Below are 18,054 nucleotides of genomic sequence, written 5' to 3' on the forward strand. Positions count from 1 at the left end.
TTGTGTTTGAACAATTAATTAGTACTTTTCATCAAAGTCCTGCTTACTTTTATAGTTTTATTGCTGTGCTGGCATTACTTATTGGTAGTTTTCTGAACGTTGTTATATTTCGTTTTCCTAAAATGCTAGAGCAAGGCTGGTACCTTGAATGTCGGGAATTTTTAGCCGATGAAGTCAAAGGTATTCCCGCTAAAGACATTAAGCCGCTAACATTATCTAAGCCCAACTCCACCTGCCCTAGTTGCGGCCATGAAATTAAGTTTTATGAAAACATACCAGTTATCAGTTGGTTATTTCTAAAAGGTAAATGTAGCCAATGTAAAAACTCTATCTCTATACGTTACCCAATAATTGAAGCAATAACTGCTGCGTTAAGCCTAGTTATTGCTTATCGCTATGGAGTAACAGAGCAAACTTTATTTTTATTAATACTTACTTGGGGCTTAATCGCCTTAACAATGATCGATTTTGATACCATGTTATTACCTGATCAAATTACATTACCATTAATGTGGTTAGGTTTATTGATTAATATAAACGGGCTATTTATCCCGCTAGAGCAAGCTGTTATAGGGGCCGCCGTTGGTTATATGAGTTTATTCACCATTTTTTGGCTGTTTAAACTGATCACAGGTAAAGAAGGAATGGGCTACGGAGACTTTAAACTAGTAGCTGTTTTTGGGGCTTGGATGGGCTGGCAATTATTACCCTTACTAATTTTAATGGCGTCTTTGGTTGGCGCAATTGTTGGACTATCGTTAATGGCTTTTAAAGGACATAAACGCGAACAAGCGATACCATTTGGCCCATATTTAGCGGTAGCTGGCTGGATCACTTTACTTTGGGGTGAAGGTATTTGGCAATGGTATCTAAGCGTTATTTTATAGGTGCATGTAGTCAACTATGTCAAATTTCATTGTAGGACTTAGCGGTGGTATTGGTAGCGGAAAAACTACAGTATCAGATTTATTTCAACGAAGCGGAATAAGTGTGGTTGATGCCGATATTATTGCTAGAAACGTTGTGAAGAAAGGCAGTGATGCGCTTACACTCATTGTGAATCATTTTGGACAAGAATATTTAACACAAGAAAGCGAGTTAGATCGCGCTAAGTTGCGCACGCGTATTTTTAGTAATGAAAGTGATAAAACATGGCTTAACAATTTACTCCACCCATTAATTAGGCAACAGATCATCGCTGCACTCAAACAAGCACCTAGTGAATATTGTTTGTTAGTTGCCCCGTTATTATTAGAGAATCAGTTAGAGAAATTAGTCGATCGCGTACTCATTGTTGATGTCAATGAAGCCACTCAAATACAACGTACTCTATTAAGAGATAGTAGTAATGAAAGTGAAATACAGGCGATAATTAATAGTCAAATTTCACGTAAATTACGTTTACAAGCCGCTGATGATATTATCAATAATGATAACGTCTCTTTCGATGAGCTTGCAGAAAGTGTGGCAAAGCTGCACCAGAAGTATTTAAAAATGAGTCAAAATGTAAATAAATAAGTAAATGTTCGCTATTATCGACTTTTTAGCAAAATTATTAGCCATTTAGATCAAGCCTCGTTAGTATATTAAAGATTTCTGTTAATACTGAGTACTATGCAACACGTTTTATATGAACACCCTCTCAATGAGCGGATACGAAGTTATCTTAAGCTAGAGCAAATGTTTGCTCAAGCAAGAGCAAGTGTCGCCGCTGATACCAATATTAGCTACCATATCTTTTTTAATGCCCTCTTCTCAATTATTGATACGTTAGAGCGAAATGATATTCGCGGTGATCTCATTAAAGACCTTGAGAAGCTCGAACAAAATTTAGTGATATGGTCAAAATCACCCGAGATAAATAATGATGCTCTACAAGAAAATTTAAGACAGGTAATTGAGCTGATTTGTCAGTTAAAAAGAAAAACACCACAGTGGTGCCAAATTAAGAATGACCAATTTTTGATGGGGCTAAAGCAACGCTATGCAATTCAAGGTGGCAGCTGTAGTTTTGATTTACCCCAATTACAATTTTGGTTAAAACAACCAGTTACCATCATTACAAATAATATGGCTGAGTGGCTGCAATTGTTTACTCAAATAGAACAAGCACTATCATTAATTTTAAAGTTTATCCGTCAACGTGTTTTATTTGAAAGCATTTCCACTGACAGCGGCTTCTATCAAGATAGTGGCGAAGGACTGTTAATGTTAAGAATCAAAGTTGCCCACGATGCACCTTATTATCCTACAGTCAGTGGCAATAAGTTACGCTATTCAATACGTTTTATGCTCGCAAATGATGAAATGGGTAAACGCTATCATAGCCTCCCTACTATATTCCAACTCGCTCGTTGCTAACCTAAATATCTAGATGAAGTTATAAAATTAAATGCTATAATTTGCCTAAGTAATAAAGTAATAGAGTAATAGAGTTAATTTATGACATCCCTAGTATCCTGCCCTACTTGTAAAAACCAAGTTGCTTGGCTTCCTGAAAATGAATATCGTCCTTTTTGTAGCAAACGTTGTCAGTTAATTGATTTAGGTGAGTGGGCTGATGAAGGCCATAAAATATCGCAACCTATTCAAGAAAATATCGACTTAAACGAAGAAATGCTTGATGCATTAGAAGAGCAGTTTTTACAACAAAATAAATTTTTTGTAGAGCCTGAGTAAAGATAGTACACAGGAGCTATATAGCTTGGGCTTGCCGCCACAATTGCCTGTAGTTAGGTAATAAAAACGCAAATACCGATAATGCTAACGATAATGTTTAAGCTTACTGTCAGCATAAATGCGCTACCTAGATAATTTAGATTATTTATTGGCCGTGAACACTATATTACAAAAGTAACGCTTCAAGTTTTTCAATGATGGCTTGATTAGCCTCAGGGAAATCAAGTGCCGATAGATCGTTAATATCAAACCAACTTTCTTGTTGTCCTTCTTGGGCACTCGGTTCCCCTAAATAATTATCAACAACAAATACCTCAAGTAATACACTCTTATCTGGATAATCATGAGCTATTTCAACAAGCGGTAAACAAGAAAGTACTTCTATTCCTATTTCCTCTTTTAGCTCTCTATAAAGCGCTTGTGCAACACTTTCGCCTGTTTCCACTTTACCACCTGGAAATTCCCACTTCCCTCCTTGGTGAACATGCTCAGCGCGCTTCGTTAAGAAAACTTGTTTATCCGATAATATAACGCCGACAGCAACATGAACGCGTTTTTTAGTCATTAATACTTCTCCAAAGATATAAAAATGCCAATCATAAGATTGGCATTAATAAGTGTTTAATAATCGCAATGGTATTAGGTTAATTTACCGTGACACTGCTTATATTTTTTACCTGAGCCACAAGGACATGGATCATTTCGACCTACACGTGGTACACCAGAATCTTGCGCAGGAGAACTCGCTGATTCATGCGTGTATTCTTTAGGTACTTCATCAGACTTTCTATGTTGTTCTTCTACTGCTTCAACATCAGATTCTGCTTTAATTTGTACTTTACTTAAAACACCAATAACATCAACTTTTAAGTTCTCTAATAACTCAGAAAATAATTCAAATGATTCACGTTTATATTCTTGTTTAGGATTTTTCTGAGCATAGCCTCGTAAATGAATACCTTGGCGTAAGTGATCCATCGCTGCTAAATGCTCTTTCCAATGGGAATCTAAACTTTGTAACATTACCGCTTTTTCAAAATGGCGTAATACTTCTGCGCCCACTTGCTCTTCTTTTTCACGGTAGGCTTGAGTAACCGTTTCAAGAATTTTTTCACGTAATGTTTCTTCGTGTAATTTAGTATCTTCTTCAAGCCATTTTGCAATAGGCATTTCAATAGCTAACTCACCTTTGATGCGTTCTTCAAGCCCTTGAATATCCCACATTTCATCTAATGACTGAGGAGGAATGTGTTGATTAATTATCCCTTCAACAACATCAACACGAATATTATCAATAATTTCACTAATATCCGCCTCTTCCATTAATTCGTTACGTTGCTCATATATCACTTTACGTTGATCGTTAGCAACATCATCAAATTCTAATAACTGTTTACGCACATCAAAGTTACGTCCTTCAACTTTACGTTGTGCATTTTCAATACTTTTAGTTACCCACGGATGTTCAATTGCTTCACCACGTTCCATCCCTAATTTACGCATCATGTTACTAATACGTTCAGAGGCGAATATACGCATTAAGCCATCTTCCATCGACAGATAGAAACGTGTTGACCCCGCATCCCCCTGACGACCAGAACGACCACGTAACTGGTTATCTATTCGACGCGATTCATGACGCTCTGTAGCAACTATGTGCAAACCACCTAACTCTAGAACTTTGTCGTGCTGTTCTTGCCACTCTTTTTTAACTTGTGCTATTTTTTCTTCTGTTGGGTTTTTAATCTGCGCAATCATCGCGTCTAAATTACCACCAAGCACGATATCCGTACCACGACCAGCCATGTTAGTCGCTATAGTTACTGCACCCACCTTACCAGCATCAGCAACAATCTCAGCTTCTTGTGCATGAAATTTAGCATTTAATACTTTGTGCTTAATTTTGGCTTTCTTTAAAAATGAAGAAAGAAATTCAGAGGTTTCAATACTAATAGTACCAACTAATACCGGTTGACCACGCTCTACACAATCTTGTATATCGGTTAAAATAGCATCGTATTTTTCTTCTGCTGTTAAGTAGATAAGGTCTGGCAAATCTTTACGAATCATAGGTTTGTTAGTTGGCATAACAACCGTTTCTAATCCGTAAATATGGTTAAATTCGAATGCTTCTGTATCAGCAGTACCAGTCATACCTGACAATTTATTGTATAAACGGAAAAAATTTTGAAAGGTAATAGACGCTAATGTTTGATTTTCATTTTGTATTTTCACACCTTCTTTAGCTTCAACAGCTTGATGTAAGCCTTCTGACCAACGACGGCCTTCCATAGTTCGGCCTGTATGCTCATCAACAATCACAATTTCATCATCTTTAACGATATAATCGACATCTTTTTGAAAGAGCTTATGTGCACGTAGTGCCGCCATTACATGGTGAAGCAAAGTAATATTAGAGGCAGAGAATAATGAATCACCGTCTTGAATCAGGCCCTTTTCGATCATTATTTCTTCAATACGGATTTGACCTCGTTCGGTTAAATATATTTGTTTTGACTTTTCATCTACAGTGAAATCACCGGTGCTTTCTTCACCTTCTTTATCTTCTTCAGCTTGTTGCTCAAGCGTTGGCACAACAATGTTAATTTGACGATATAACTCAGAACTATCTTCTGCTTGCCCAGAAATAATAAGAGGCGTTCTTGCTTCATCTATTAAGATAGAGTCAACCTCATCAACTACAGCAAAATTTAGTGGCTTTTGAACTCTTTCTTCTGGCGAAAAGGCCATATTGTCTCGTAAGTAATCAAAACCGAATTCATTATTAGTACCATAAGTAATATCAGCTTCATAAGCCGCTTGCTTATCAGCATGTGCCATACCAGCAATATTACAACCTACTGTCATTCCTAAAAATTCAAATAAAGGGCGACTCCAATCAGCATCACGAGAGGCTAAGTAGTCGTTAACCGTAATTACATGAACACCTTTACCTGTTAATGCATTTAAATACGAGGGTAATGTAGCAGTAAGAGTTTTACCTTCACCGGTACGCATTTCTGCAATTTTACCGTCATTTAGTACCATACCACCAACTAACTGTACATCGAAGTGGCGCATACCAAATACACGTTTACTTGCTTCACGTACAACCGCAAACGCTTCAGGCAAAATAGACTCTAAGCTTTCGTCATGGCTTAAACGCTCTTTAAATTCTGTGGTTTTTGCTTTTAGTTCTTCATCAGATAGAGCTTCAAATTCTGGCTCTAAGGCATTAATTTTTACTACTTCTTTGCGCATTTGTTTGAGCAATCTATCGTTACGACTACCAAACATTTTTGTTAAAAAATTTCCAAACATCTTGTTAAACCATTTTGAGAAGAATATCTTCCGTACTAAAATAAAAGTGCTCGAATATATCGAACACCAAAAACAGGGTTAATTTGCAGATTATATCAAGTGAATTACTTTGCTTTACGATAAACGTATTTCACGGGATCTATTTGCTTATTATTTCGCAATATTTCATAGTGAACATGTGGGCCAGTAGAACGTCCGGTACTACCCATTCTTGCAATCGCTTGACCTTTATTTACTACTTCACCAACATTAACTAATATTGTTTTGTTATGGCCGTATCGCGTTTTAATACCCTTGCCATGATCAATTTCAATTAAATTACCATAGCCGTAACGCTCACTAGCCCATGTTACAACACCAGCTGCCGTAGCAATAATTTCCGCATCCTCTTTACCTGCGAAGTCAACACCCTTGTGCATTGCTGGACGGCCATTAAAAGGATCTTTTCGTACTCCAAAGTAAGACGAAAGCCAACCTTTTAATATTGGGCGACCAGATAAATAGCTTGTATTTTCTATATGGTGTCCTAAGGTTACAGATTCAAGTAATTTAAGCTGTTTTTCTTTCAAGCTTAATTCGTCACCTAGTACTTCAACATCATTAAATAATTGAGTTAACGAAACTCTTTCTATTGGTTGCGATTGAATCATTGGCCCTCCACTAGGTGGAAGCTCAGAAAAATTAAATTCATTTTCAGGGATATTAGCCTCTTCAGCTAAACGATCCCCCAAGGCATTTAAACGTAAAACTTGGCTTTGTAATTCAGCTAATTTTATTGTTAACGCGGTAACTTGTTGGCTTTTTTCGCTTAAAGCTAAGTCTTTTTGAGATTCTGTATTGGTAAAGGTATAGAGAGGCTTTTCAGGCTGAGCTTCAGAAGAGAGTAATAAATGAACAATTACACCTGAAATAACGGCAAACGCCAGCGCTGCTGATATCCAATGAAGTTTATTTAACTTCATTTGAAATCTAACGTTCTTTCCTCGATATAGTAATGTTAAACTCATAAGTATTATCTATCGGCTTCACTTAATATAGGGTTAATCTATGGCTCAAAAATCAAAACTACCAATAGATATGTCAACCTTGTTTTCCGAAACGTCAGGCACTTTGGCACAAATTGCGAAAAAAACCAACTCTTTAAAAATATTAGCTGACATTGTACGACAAAGTTGCCCTGACCTGCCAGCAGAAGTATGGCAAATTGCCAATTTCACGCAAAATACTTTAGTTATTGAAGTAAATTCAGCTATCTGGGGTCAACGTTTACAATTTGAAAAAGTAAAAATTTGTCAGCAATTAGCCATTGCTACCGATAACTTATTTACACAAGTTTCAATAAAAGTTTCGCCATACCGCAGTAAAACATCATATACGGTTCCTATTTCAGATAAAAAAGCAAAAACTCAATATATCTCTAGTGCTACAGCACATCAATTAAATGAAGTAGCAAAGAATGCCCCTGAAAGCTTGAAGAAAAAACTCTTAAAGTTAGCGAGTCTAGCTGATAAAAGTAGTTAGCTTACTGTATTAACGCACACAAATAAAAAAAGACCTCTACGGTCTTTTTTATTTAATAATTAGTAAGCACCTGCACTCACTTCTTGATATTGAATTGGTGCTTGCGCTTCATCTTCATAGGTTACCCATTCCCAAGCATTAGTTTGCTTAAAAACTTCTCTGAGTAACATATTATTTAAAGCATGTCCTGATTTAAATGCGTTAAGCTCACCTAAGATACTGACACCACCCATGTATAAGTCACCAATAGCATCAAGTATTTTATGCTTAACAAATTCATCATCATAGCGAAGTTCATCTGGGTTAAGCATTCGGTAATCATCTAAAACAATCGCATTTTCTAAGCTTCCGCCTAGTGCTAAATTATGAGATCGGAGAAACTCAATATCTTTAACAAAGCCAAAAGTTCTCGCGCGGCTAATTTCTTTAATAAAAGAACAGCTTGATAAGTCCATACTCATGACTTGCCCTGTTTTAGCAATAACAGGGTGATCAAAATCAATGGCAAAATTAACCCTAAAACCTTCATAAGGTTTTAATTCAGCCCATTTATCACCCTCTTCAACACGTATGGTTTTATTTATACGAATAAAGCGTTTAGCAACATTAGAGGTTTCAATACCAACCGATTGTAATAAATAAACAAACGGTAATGAACTGCCGTCCATAATTGGAATTTCTGGAGAATCAACATCAATAACTAAGTTATCAATGCCCATTCCTGCTACAGCTGCAAGCAAGTGTTCGACGGTGGAAATCTTCACTCCTTGCTCGTTGACCAAACACGTACACATAGTCGTTTCACCAACAGATTCTGGCGTCGCTTTAATATCGACAACAGGTGTTAAATCTACACGGCGAAATACGATACCCGTATTTGCAGGCGCAGGACGGAGAGTAAGCTGCACCTTTTCACCTTTGTGTAAACCTACACCGATAGCGGAAACGCTTTCTTTAATTGTACGTTGTTTAATCATAATTAGCCTTAATAAGCCTTATAGTTACTTTACATCCACCAACTGAATTCAGCGGGCGCATAATATAGCAAAAAAGCTTTATAAAATCAAAACCTCAGTCATATTGCTCATCGCAATATTCTTAATTCCAAATAACTTTATTGATAATTAATCAGCTTGTTTACGTAAAAATGCTGGAATATCTAAATAATTATCTAAGTCCGCTGCTTGTACTTTTTGTACTTGTGCATTTGCTTCTGGCATAGTTGCTGTCATCGGCTCTGCTTGCGGTGAAGAAATAAACTCCTGTCCAACCGCAATAGGCTCTGCTGTAGGTGTTGGATTTACCAACGTAATATCTGGTTTACGTTCAGCACCGATACCCGTTGCTACCACAGTTACTCGCAAGTCTTCTGTCATTTCTGGGTCGATTACCGCTCCTACAACTACGGTTGCATTTTCAGACGCAAAAGCTTTAACGGCATTACCTACTTTCTCAAATTCATCAATACTAATATCCATGCCTGCAGTGATATTAACTAAAATCCCACGAGCACCAGCTAAATCAACATCTTCAAGTAATGGACTTGAAATAGCGGCTTCAGCAGCTTCTTCAGCACGATCTTCACCTGATGAAATACCAGACCCCATCATTGCAGTTCCCATTTCAGACATAACGGTACGAACGTCAGCAAAGTCAACATTTATGAGTCCAGGACGAGTAATAAGTTCCGCAATTCCTTGTACTGCCCCTAATAAAACATTGTTAGCGGCTTTAAATGCATCTAACAAGCTCGTGCCAGGGCCTAATACTTTTAATAATTTTTCATTTGGAATAGTAATGAGTGAATCAACATTTTTTGATAAAAATTCAATACCTTGATCTGCATAATTCATGCGTTTTTTACCTTCAAATGGGAAAGGCTTCGTTACAACAGCAACAGTTAATATTCCCATTTCCTTGGCAATTTCAGCCACAACAGGTGCAGCACCTGTACCTGTGCCACCACCCATTCCGGCAGCAATAAATACCATATCAGCACCTTCAAGTGCTTCTTTAATGGTTTCGCGATCTTCTTCGGCACTACGACGTCCAATTTCAGGATTCGCACCAGCCCCTAAACCTTTAGTAACATCGCTTCCTAATTGTAACGTAACATTAGCAGATGAATTGCGTAATGCTTGTGAGTCGGTATTGGCTGTTATAAATTCAACACCTTCAATGGTTTGTAGCACCATATGTTCAACAGCATTTCCGCCGCCACCGCCAACACCAATTACTTTAATTACCGCTTCTTGATTGTGATCTTCCATTAGTTCAAACATTTTTCTCTCTCCGATTTTTATGTTTTGTTCCACCAAAACTACTTTTACACTTAAAAAACTTTGTGATTACTCGCAAAGTCAAATTAAAACTCGCCTTTAAACCAAGCTAAGACTCGGGCGCCGATACTCGCAACACCATCACTTGCTTTAGTTTCTTTTACCTGTGATTCTGAAGCTTGCATACCGTAGTGCAATAACCCTACTACCGTTGCGTATGCAGGATCATTAACATACTCTTTTAATCCACATACATCTTTTGGCTGAGCAACTCTTACTGGCATTTGAAAAACTTCTTCAGCAAACTCAACGACCCCTTCCATTTTTGCTGTACCGCCAGTTAACACATAGCCTGCCGCTATTTGATCTTCTAAACCACTTTCGCGTAATTCTTCTTGAATTAATTCAAATAACTCATGATATCTAGGCTCTACTACCTCAGCTAATGTGTGACGTGACATAGAACGTGCTGGTCGTCCGCCAACACTTGGCACTTCAATATTTTCTTCCATACTCACCATTTGACGTAAAGCACAGGCATATTTCACTTTAATGTCTTCAGCATGACTTAATGGTGTTCTAAATATTTTCGCGATATCACTAGTCACCTGATTACCTGCAACAGGGATCACTGCTGTATGCCTTAATGCACCGCCAGTAAATACCGATATATCCATAGTGCCTGCACCGATATCAATCACACAGATGCCTAATTCTTTTTCATCTTCTGTCACTACCGCATAACTGGAAGCTAATGCTGAAAAAATAAGTTGATCGGCTTTTAAATCGCATCGCTCAACACATTTAACAATATTTTTTGCCATATCATTTGCACAGGTAACAATATGTACTTTGGCTTCCATACGAACGCCAGACATACCAATTGGACTTTTAATACCATCTTGGCAATCAATACTAAATTCTTGTGGTAAAACGTGTAGCATTCTTCGTTCGGCTGAAATAGGCACAGAACGAGCAGTATGAATGACGTTATCAACATCTTCTTGTACTACTTCTTTGTCATTAATTGGCACCATGCCATTTTCATTCTGACAACTAATATGTTTACCTGAGATACCTAAATAAACTGACGTTATATGACAATCTGCCATAAGTTCAGCTTCATTAATTGCACGCTGTATAGACTGAATAACTAAATTCAAGTCGTTAACACCACCTTTATCCATGCCTCTTGCCGGTTGGTTACCAACGCCAACAATGCTCAGCTTGTTATCAGCAGTAATTTCACCCACTGCTACTGAGATCTTCGATGTGCCGATATCTAAACCTACAATAAGGTTTCTTTCATTAGCTTTTGCCATTAATGTTAAGCTCTTTTATCTTCTGTTGTATTTGCTAAAAAAGGTTTCCAGCCAACCGCTAAACCTGTGTCATAACGTAAGTCGACATAATCAACTTGCTTATTTTCTTTGCTCTGCGCTTTTATCTGCGGATATACATCGATAAAACGTTGTATACGCTCATTACGCTTCTCTCTACCTAAATTCAGCATCACGCCATCATTTAAAGTTAATTGCCAAGAATAGCGCTCTGATAACACCAACTCGTCAATACTTAAGTCACTAAAATCAAGCAGCTGATTTAAATTATTAAAATTATCTAATGCAATTAATTCACTACCTTCAGGTCCAAAAAATGCTGGCAGGTTCACTTTTAATCTACTAATATCGGCTTGGAATGCATGCCCATACTGATTAATTAAAAAGTCACCATTCCATAATGCAATTGGCGTTTGATCAACCACATAAATTTTCAACTCATTAGGCCATTTCTTTCTTACTGAAACGGAATACACCCAAGGTAATGCTGTTACTTGTTGCTGAACCTGATTAACATCTACCTTAAAAAAATTACCTAAATTAATATTCTCTATCGCTTTTTCAATATCTTTTGTCACCGTATACGACATTTCACCGCTAATACTGACAGAAGTCACTGGCGCTGATTCATCAGCCGATAAACGCTCAGTAACCAACCATGAAAAAGATAGTAACGACACGATAACCACCACAAAAAAAACAACCCCTAGCCAAAACGACCAGTGCAGTTGTGTTTTTTGTACTTCAGTTACTGAAGCTTGTGGTTGTTTAGCCATAGTTAAAGAGCATCCTCTTCACTTAGTTCGTTATTGGGCTTTTTATATGTTTCTTTACTCAGCTCAACAATACGAGTAACTAATTCAACAAAATTTAATCCAAATACTTTAGCCGCTTTGGGTACTAATGAAGTTTCTGTCATTCCTGGTACTGTGTTCACTTCTAATAATTGCCATTGCCCTTCTAAAGTCCGCATGACATCAACTCTTCCCCAGCCACTTGCACCTGTTGCTTTAAAGGCAGCTAAGGCGAGTGACTGTAATTCATTTTCTTCATCAGCTGATAGGCCACTAGGGCAATGATATTGCGTTGTAGTTGATTGATACTTCGCTTGATAATCATAAAATTCATTAGGAGTTTCCATACGAATAGCGGGTAATGCTTGCTCGCCTAAAATGCTGACAGTGTACTCAGGCCCATCAATCCAAGACTCAACTAAAATTTCGTTGTCAAATTCAAAAGCGGCATTTAATGCGCTATCTAGTAGTTCTTCACTATCAGCTTTTGCCATGCCAATACTTGAGCCTTCATTGGCAGGTTTTACCATAACAACACCACCTAAACGTGCCAGCACACCTTTAGCTTTTGAAGATTGATAATTATTGCGACTCACAATTTCAAATCCGGCTGTAGGCAACTTCAATGCTTGCCAAATTTGTTTTGACCGTATTTTATCCATTGATAATGCAGAACCTAATACTGAAGAGCCGGTATAAGGTATTTGCATATACTCTAATGCCCCTTGAACACAACCATCTTCACCACCTCTACCATGTAAAGCAATAAATACGCGATCAATACTTTGTTGTGATAAATCACTTAAGCAATAGTCTTTGGTGTCGATTAATTCAACTTTAAAACCCGCTTGTTCTAATGCCTTAGCGACAGCTGCACCCGATCTTAATGACACTTCACGCTCCGCAGAATTACCTCCATAAAGCACCGCAATTTTTTCATTAAACACATTAGTCATGCGAGTTCTCCTTCTTATCAACTGGAGAAGCATTCACTAATAAGGGGTGTTCAATTAACGCACGAGAGATTGCACCAATATTACCCGCGCCCTGAGTGATCACCATATCGCCATCTTGCAATTGGGCATGAAGTAACTCAGCAAGTTTGTTTGGGTCACTGACATAAATAGGTTCAAGTTGCCCACGCTGTCTAATACTACGTGCTAAGCTTTTACTATCAGCCCCTGCTACTGGGGTTTCACCTGCACTATAAACATCAAGTAATAATAAGCAGTCAACCTCAGATAACACTTCAACAAAATCTTCATATAAGTCACGCGTTCGAGAATAACGATGAGGTTGAAATATCATTACTAAGCGTTTTTCAGGCCATCCATTTCGCATCGCCTTGATAGTCGCTTGAACTTCTCTAGGGTGATGACCATAATCGTCAACTAAAACCATTTCTCCTTTTTCAGTTGATAAGTTAGCAAGCTGTTCAAAACGACGTCCAATACCGGCAAATTTTCCTAACGCATTGACAATGCTTTCATCGCTTATATTTTCATCTGTTGCCACAGCTATACTGGCTAATGCATTTAATACATTATGTTGTCCTGGTAAATTAACACTTAGCTCTAAGGTTGGATGTCCCTCTCTACTTACGGTGAAATAGCTCATACCACCATCTTGATAATAATGTGTCGCCATCACGTCAGCATCTTCTGAAAAACCATAAGTAATCACTTGACGAGCGATACGAGGTAGTATTTCACGCACCACTGGATTATCAATACATACAACCGCTAAACCGTAAAAAGGTAAGTTATGGAGAAAGTCAATATAGGTATCTTTAAGCTTTTCAAAATCACCTTGATAAGTTTCCATATGATCTTCATCAATATTGGTGATTACGGCAACCATAGGATGTAGATGTAAAAACGATGCATCACTTTCATCAGCTTCTGCAATTAAATAACGACTTGTTCCTAAACGAGCATTCGTTCCTGCACTATTTAATAAACCACCAATAACAAAAGTAGGGTCTAATTGCCCCTCAGCAAATACACTCGCGATTAGACTTGTTGTGGTAGTTTTTCCATGTGTACCAGCAATGGCGACACCGTGACGAAAACGCATTAATTCTGCTAACATTTCAGCGCGTCTAACTACTGGTATTCTCAATTCTGCGGCGTAAGCTATTTCAGGATTACTCTTATCTATAGCAGTTGAAACAACGATAACACTTGCACCCTCAATATTATCTTGATGATGCCCTAGTGTAATTTTAGCTCCTAACGACCGTAAACGTTTTACTACCGCATTTTCACCGATATCAGAACCGGTGATCGTATAACCTTCATTAAGCAATACTTCAGCAATTCCTCCCATTCCTGCGCCACCAATTCCCACGAAATGTATGGTCGATATACGACGCATTTCAGGTGTTTTCATCGGTTGCATATTTCGGTTTATATTGCTCATTAACTTACTCTTCGTTGTACTAATTCTGCGCACGCTTGTGCTACTTTGATGGTTGCGTCAGCATGAGCTGCGTTGTGCGCTGCTTTTGACATTGACTGCAATACCTTGTCTGAGATAAACAAACTATTAAGCATTTGCGCTAAACTTGTGCCATTAAAATCGGCTTGAGGGATCAACTTAGCCGCGCCTTTTGCCACTAAATAAGTCGCATTTTTAGTTTGATGGTCATCAACTGCATGTGGCAGAGGAATAAAAATAGCCGGTTTCGCTGCCATAGCTAATTCAGATACGGTTAATGCACCTGAACGACAAATAACAACATCTGCCCAACGATACGCCTCAGCCATGTCTTCAATAAACTCTGTAACTTTTATTTGATTATCTTCTAAACCATATTGCTGGTAGCTGGCTAAAACACTTGCTTGATTACCTTTACCTGTTTGATGCCACACATTTAAATGTTGAATTTTTATCTGGTTGACCGTCTGCGGGACAACAGTATTTAATATTTGTGCTCCTAAACTTCCGCCTACAACCAATACTTTCTTGCTGGTACTCGGTTCTGCTGGTATCACATTTTCAATGGCAATAATTTCACTTCGTAGTGGGTTGCCTACCACTTGAAATTTAGCACTATCTTTAAAAGCACCAGGAAAAGCACTCAATACTTTATTTGCTAAAAACGATAAAAAGCGATTACTTAAACCAGCAACAGCATTCTGTTCATGCAACACTAAAGGTTTACCCAATAACCACGCAGCAAAACCACCTGGAGCGCTTGCATAGCCCCCCATTCCTAGTACAACATCAGGTTGAACTTGACGGATAATACGCATCGACTGAATAACTGATTGCATTAATTTAAAAGGCGTTTTTATCCATTCTTTCCAATTCTTATTGCGTAAACCGGCAATATTGATAAATGAAATATCAAAACCATGCTCTGGTACTAATGTCGCTTCCATACGCTTTGCTGTGCCTAACCAATGAATATTCCAACCTTGTTGTTGTAAATATTGAGCAACCGCAATACCCGGAAAAATATGACCACCTGTGCCACCGGCCATCACTAACAAGGTTGGCGCTTTTACATTATTCATTGACGCCTACCTTTTTTCTTTTATTTTTACTATGGCTAGAAGTTGCCTGAATACTTTGCAAACGTATTTCATGATCAATTCTAATGAGTACAACAACCGCTAAGGTCATAATGATCATCGAACTACCACCGTAGCTTATTAATGGCATTGTTAAGCCTTTTGTAGGAACAATACCTGCGCTAGCTCCTACGTTAACTGCCGCTTGAAAGCTGATCCAAATAGCAATTGAATAGGCAAAAAATCCTTCAAAATATTTTTCTTTATTGATGGCTTTCCTACCCAATAATAAGGCTTTAATCACCAACGTCATACTTAACACTAATACTAAAATAATTCCTGCAAAACCTAATTCCTCAGCAACTACCGCCATTACAAAGTCAGTATGAGCTTCGGGTAAGTATTCTAATTTTTGAATACTATTACCTAAACCTTGGCCTAAAAATTCACCTCGGCCATAAGCCATTAGAGATTGCGTTAACTGATAGCCAGTACCAAAAGGATCTTTCCATGGATCTAAAAAGCTAGTCACACGAGCCCAACGATAAGGTGAGAAATATGCCAACGCTGAAATAGCTGTAAGCCCTACTGCGGCAACACTAATAAATTGCCAAAGTTTTGCACCAGCTAAAAACAATAAACCAAAAGTCGTAACGAACATTACAATAACAGTGCCTAAATCAGGCTGTAATAACAGCAAGCCAGCTAAAACACCAAAAACAATAAGAGGTTTAATAAAACCTTTTACATTTTCCATGACTTCATCGCGACGTCTAACCATGTATGCGGATAAATAACAAAATAAAAACAATTTGGCAGGCTCAGCCGCTTGTATAGTAATAGGACCAATCACAATCCAGCGAGTGGAACCATTAACCGTTCGACCGATTAATAAAACAATTAACAACAGCAACATAGCTAAGAATAACAACTTAAAGCTATGTTTATGCCAAAAAGCCATAGGTATTTGTAAAGTTAAAGCGGCAATAATAATACTTAAACAAATATAAATTAAATGACGAACAACAAAATGAAATGGGTTATCAAATAAACGCTCTGCTATTGGCATTGATGAGCTAGCAACCATTACCAACCCCATCATGTACATACATATTGCCAAAACAATATAAGTACGATCAAAGGTGGATACTGAGTGATGGCTAGGACTTATCCATTGAGATAATTTAAGCGTTGGCCATGTAAAGTTGCTAGCAACACTGATCATTAGCTAGCCTCCTGCATATTATTATGAATAGCATTAACAAATACTTGGCCACGTTCTTCATAATTGCGGAACATATCTAAACTTGCACATGCAGGAGACAGTAAAACGATATCACCCTTAGATGCGATTAGTTTTGCTTTTTCTACGGCACTTTCTAATGAGTCAACACGCTGTGATTCATCACTAAGTTCAGCGATTTTGTCACCGTCTTTACCTAATACAAATAAAGTTGAAATGTGCTGTTGAAATAAAGCTTTAAGTGGTGAGAAGTCTGCGCCTTTGCCTTCTCCTCCTGCTATCAAAATAAACTTTTTCCCCATAAGCGTTGGCGCTAAACCGGTAATAGCGGCAACAGTTGCACCAACATTGGTCGCTTTTGAATCGTTAATCCAATGAATACCATCATTAGTTTCTATACGTTGACATCTATGTGCCAGCCCAGTGAAGCTAACTAAATGAGGTAACATTTCTGTAATTGACCAAGATAAGCTTTGCCCCAACGCTAAAACAGCCAGATAATTCACTGCATTATGTAAGCCCGCTAATGGTAATTTAGCTAACGGTATTAAAACCTGCTCACCTTGCATTAGGTGATATTCGCCATTAACCGTTTGTAAGCCAAAGTCCTTGGCTGTAGCGGTATCTATTCCAAAGCTGACTTGTTTATTCACATAATATTGGCTGGGTACTTGCGTTAAGCTATCTTGTCGATTAAATACTGCTGTTTCACAATGATTATAAATACGCGATTTTATTTCGGCATAATTTTCAAGGGTTTTATGTCTATCAAGGTGATCATCACTGACATTAAGTACACATGCACCTTTTGCTGTTAGGCTTGATACACGCTCCAACTGAAAACTCGATAACTCTAAAACAAAGCATTCAACATCGCTCGCTAATTGGTTTAAAACCGGCACTCCAATATTACCACCTAAACCAATATTTTTACCTAATGCTTTACCCACATGTGCCAATAATGACACCACGGTAGATTTACCATTTGAACCAGTGACAGCAACAACTGGTTTGGTGTTTATCTGACAAAATAATTCAATATCACCTATGACTTGGCAATCTTTATTAATATTTTTAGCAATACCCTGTGCTTCAATATCGATTCCTGGACTAAGTAAAATGACATCTGCTTGTTTAATCAGATCAAAATACCAATCACCTTGGTATAACTGACACTGTGGATAATCATTATTGAATTCAAGTGTATCTAAAATATCATTTCGGCTATCAATCACGGCACAGGTAAGCCCATGCGTGTGTAAAAAACGCAGGCAAGACATACCGGTTAGGCCTGCACCTAACACAATAATGTTCTTGTTATTTAACGTTGCAATTACTTGCTCAAGCCTTGTCATCATG

The 18,054-nt window shown here is 37.9% G+C and carries 17 protein-coding genes; 5 read left to right on the top strand and 12 right to left on the bottom strand.

Going from position 1 to position 18,054, the window contains the following annotated elements:
• Positions 1–2 precede the first annotated feature (2 nt).
• The 4 genes from IE155_RS12900 to yacG all read left to right on the top strand — a co-directional run bounded on the left by IE155_RS12900 (position 3) and on the right by yacG (position 2,679).
• Positions 3–887 carry a prepilin peptidase gene (locus IE155_RS12900; protein WP_189378655.1) on the top strand — a complete coding sequence of 295 codons (885 nt, stop codon included), beginning with the start codon at positions 3–5 and terminating at the stop codon, positions 885–887.
• A 16-nt stretch (positions 888–903) separates the two neighbouring features.
• Positions 904–1,518 (top strand): dephospho-CoA kinase, encoded by a 615-nt coding sequence (gene coaE, locus IE155_RS12905; protein WP_189378656.1) that lies wholly within the window; start codon positions 904–906, stop codon positions 1,516–1,518.
• Positions 1,519–1,614: 96 nt separating this feature from the next.
• The gene (gene zapD / locus IE155_RS12910; RefSeq protein ID WP_189378657.1) at positions 1,615–2,361 is read left to right on the top strand and encodes a cell division protein ZapD; all 747 of its coding nucleotides are present in this window, start codon (positions 1,615–1,617) and stop codon (positions 2,359–2,361) included.
• Between the two features lie 81 nt (positions 2,362–2,442).
• A complete protein-coding gene (gene yacG / locus IE155_RS12915) occupies positions 2,443–2,679 on the top strand; it encodes a DNA gyrase inhibitor YacG (RefSeq protein WP_189378658.1) in 237 nt (78 codons plus the stop codon).
• Between the two features lie 166 nt (positions 2,680–2,845).
• Here yacG and mutT read toward each other — a convergent pair whose 3' ends face one another.
• The 3 genes from mutT to IE155_RS12930 all read right to left on the bottom strand — a co-directional run bounded on the left by mutT (position 2,846) and on the right by IE155_RS12930 (position 6,962).
• Complete coding sequence (gene mutT / locus IE155_RS12920; RefSeq protein WP_189378659.1) at positions 2,846–3,244, bottom strand: 8-oxo-dGTP diphosphatase MutT; 399 nt, start codon at positions 3,242–3,244, stop codon at positions 2,846–2,848.
• A gap of 74 nt (positions 3,245–3,318) precedes the next feature.
• Complete coding sequence (gene secA / locus IE155_RS12925) at positions 3,319–6,000, bottom strand: preprotein translocase subunit SecA (protein WP_189378660.1); 2,682 nt, start codon at positions 5,998–6,000, stop codon at positions 3,319–3,321.
• 104 nt (positions 6,001–6,104) lie between these two features.
• Positions 6,105–6,962, bottom strand: coding sequence for a M23 family metallopeptidase (locus IE155_RS12930; RefSeq protein WP_229817291.1), 858 nt, complete (start codon positions 6,960–6,962; stop codon positions 6,105–6,107).
• An 85-nt stretch (positions 6,963–7,047) separates the two neighbouring features.
• Here IE155_RS12930 and IE155_RS12935 point away from each other — a divergent pair, with 85 nt between their 5' ends.
• Complete coding sequence (locus IE155_RS12935) at positions 7,048–7,521, top strand: DciA family protein (protein ID WP_189378662.1); 474 nt, start codon at positions 7,048–7,050, stop codon at positions 7,519–7,521.
• Between the two features lie 59 nt (positions 7,522–7,580).
• Here the strand turns inward: IE155_RS12935 and lpxC are convergent, their stop codons facing one another.
• The 9 genes from lpxC to murD form a co-directional block, all read right to left on the bottom strand.
• A complete protein-coding gene (lpxC, locus tag IE155_RS12940; protein ID WP_189378663.1) occupies positions 7,581–8,498 on the bottom strand; it encodes a UDP-3-O-acyl-N-acetylglucosamine deacetylase in 918 nt (305 codons plus the stop codon).
• Between the two features lie 147 nt (positions 8,499–8,645).
• Positions 8,646–9,803 (bottom strand): cell division protein FtsZ, encoded by a 1,158-nt coding sequence (gene ftsZ, locus IE155_RS12945; RefSeq protein ID WP_189378664.1) that lies wholly within the window; start codon positions 9,801–9,803, stop codon positions 8,646–8,648.
• Positions 9,804–9,886: 83 nt separating this feature from the next.
• A complete protein-coding gene (ftsA, locus tag IE155_RS12950; protein WP_189378665.1) occupies positions 9,887–11,122 on the bottom strand; it encodes a cell division protein FtsA in 1,236 nt (411 codons plus the stop codon).
• 5 nt (positions 11,123–11,127) lie between these two features.
• Complete coding sequence (locus IE155_RS12955) at positions 11,128–11,916, bottom strand: cell division protein FtsQ/DivIB (RefSeq protein ID WP_189378666.1); 789 nt, start codon at positions 11,914–11,916, stop codon at positions 11,128–11,130.
• A 2-nt stretch (positions 11,917–11,918) separates the two neighbouring features.
• The gene (locus IE155_RS12960) at positions 11,919–12,890 is read right to left on the bottom strand and encodes a D-alanine--D-alanine ligase (RefSeq protein ID WP_189378667.1); all 972 of its coding nucleotides are present in this window, start codon (positions 12,888–12,890) and stop codon (positions 11,919–11,921) included.
• Entirely contained in the window at positions 12,883–14,355 is a 1,473-nt protein-coding gene (murC, locus tag IE155_RS12965) for a UDP-N-acetylmuramate--L-alanine ligase (protein ID WP_189378668.1), read from the bottom strand. Before murC ends, IE155_RS12960 begins: the two co-directional genes overlap by 8 nt.
• Complete coding sequence (gene murG, locus IE155_RS12970) at positions 14,355–15,455, bottom strand: undecaprenyldiphospho-muramoylpentapeptide beta-N-acetylglucosaminyltransferase (protein WP_189378669.1); 1,101 nt, start codon at positions 15,453–15,455, stop codon at positions 14,355–14,357. The genes murC and murG overlap by 1 nt, the downstream gene beginning before the upstream one ends.
• Positions 15,448–16,677, bottom strand: coding sequence for a cell division protein FtsW (gene ftsW, locus IE155_RS12975; RefSeq protein WP_189378670.1), 1,230 nt, complete (start codon positions 16,675–16,677; stop codon positions 15,448–15,450). The genes murG and ftsW overlap by 8 nt, the downstream gene beginning before the upstream one ends.
• Positions 16,677–18,053 (bottom strand): UDP-N-acetylmuramoyl-L-alanine--D-glutamate ligase, encoded by a 1,377-nt coding sequence (gene murD / locus IE155_RS12980; RefSeq protein ID WP_229817293.1) that lies wholly within the window; start codon positions 18,051–18,053, stop codon positions 16,677–16,679. Before murD ends, ftsW begins: the two co-directional genes overlap by 1 nt.
• Position 18,054: the final 1 nt, after the last annotated feature.

Origin of the sequence: Thalassotalea profundi (assembly GCF_014653195.1) — a bacterium.
Taxonomy (GTDB): Bacteria; Pseudomonadota; Gammaproteobacteria; order Enterobacterales; family Alteromonadaceae; genus Thalassotalea_B; species Thalassotalea_B profundi.

Coding starts and splice junctions, on each gene's coding strand:
- coaE (WP_189378656.1), top strand. CDS start 904: ATGTCAAATTTCATTGTAGGACTTAGCGGTGGTATTGGTAGCGGAAAA.
- zapD (WP_189378657.1), top strand. CDS start 1,615: ATGCAACACGTTTTATATGAACACCCTCTCAATGAGCGGATACGAAGT.
- yacG (WP_189378658.1), top strand. CDS start 2,443: ATGACATCCCTAGTATCCTGCCCTACTTGTAAAAACCAAGTTGCTTGG.
- mutT (WP_189378659.1), bottom strand. CDS start 3,244: ATGACTAAAAAACGCGTTCATGTTGCTGTCGGCGTTATATTATCGGAT.
- secA (WP_189378660.1), bottom strand. CDS start 6,000: ATGTTTGGAAATTTTTTAACAAAAATGTTTGGTAGTCGTAACGATAGA.
- IE155_RS12930 (WP_229817291.1), bottom strand. CDS start 6,962: ATGAAGTTAAATAAACTTCATTGGATATCAGCAGCGCTGGCGTTTGCC.
- IE155_RS12935 (WP_189378662.1), top strand. CDS start 7,048: ATGGCTCAAAAATCAAAACTACCAATAGATATGTCAACCTTGTTTTCC.
- lpxC (WP_189378663.1), bottom strand. CDS start 8,498: ATGATTAAACAACGTACAATTAAAGAAAGCGTTTCCGCTATCGGTGTA.
- ftsZ (WP_189378664.1), bottom strand. CDS start 9,803: ATGTTTGAACTAATGGAAGATCACAATCAAGAAGCGGTAATTAAAGTA.
- ftsA (WP_189378665.1), bottom strand. CDS start 11,122: ATGGCAAAAGCTAATGAAAGAAACCTTATTGTAGGTTTAGATATCGGC.
- IE155_RS12955 (WP_189378666.1), bottom strand. CDS start 11,916: ATGGCTAAACAACCACAAGCTTCAGTAACTGAAGTACAAAAAACACAA.
- IE155_RS12960 (WP_189378667.1), bottom strand. CDS start 12,890: ATGACTAATGTGTTTAATGAAAAAATTGCGGTGCTTTATGGAGGTAAT.
- murC (WP_189378668.1), bottom strand. CDS start 14,355: ATGAGCAATATAAACCGAAATATGCAACCGATGAAAACACCTGAAATG.
- murG (WP_189378669.1), bottom strand. CDS start 15,455: ATGAATAATGTAAAAGCGCCAACCTTGTTAGTGATGGCCGGTGGCACA.
- ftsW (WP_189378670.1), bottom strand. CDS start 16,677: ATGATCAGTGTTGCTAGCAACTTTACATGGCCAACGCTTAAATTATCT.
- murD (WP_229817293.1), bottom strand. CDS start 18,053: ATGATGACAAGGCTTGAGCAAGTAATTGCAACGTTAAATAACAAGAAC.